This window comes from Clostridioides sp. ZZV15-6383 (assembly GCF_020657735.1).
In the GTDB taxonomy this organism is placed as follows: Bacteria; Bacillota; Clostridia; order Peptostreptococcales; family Peptostreptococcaceae; genus Clostridioides; species Clostridioides difficile_D.
This window is the reverse complement of sequence record NZ_JAGWCV010000250.1, coordinates 1-234: the sequence shown is the minus strand read 5'-3', so window position 1 is coordinate 234 and position 234 is coordinate 1. Positions and strand designations below refer to the sequence as shown.

The 234-nt window shown below is 49.1% G+C and carries 1 rRNA gene; it reads right to left on the bottom strand.

The features are described 5' to 3' along the window. Positions 1-234: ribosomal RNA gene (locus tag KGF42_RS19665) — 16S ribosomal RNA — on the bottom strand; the annotation flags it as partial.

Here is a 234-nt window from a genome sequence, read left to right as displayed (position 1 = left end):
GATCACCCTCTCAGGTCGGCTACTGATCGTCGCCTTGGTAAGCCGTTACCTTACCAACTAGCTAATCAGACGCGGGTCCATCCTGTACTGGCTCACCTTTGATATTTAAGAGATGCCTCTCAAATATGTTATCCCGTATTAGCATACCTTTCGGTATGTTATCCGTGTGTACAGGGTAGGTTACCCACGCGTTACTCACCCGTCCGCCGCTCTTTACCGAAGTAAATCGCTCAA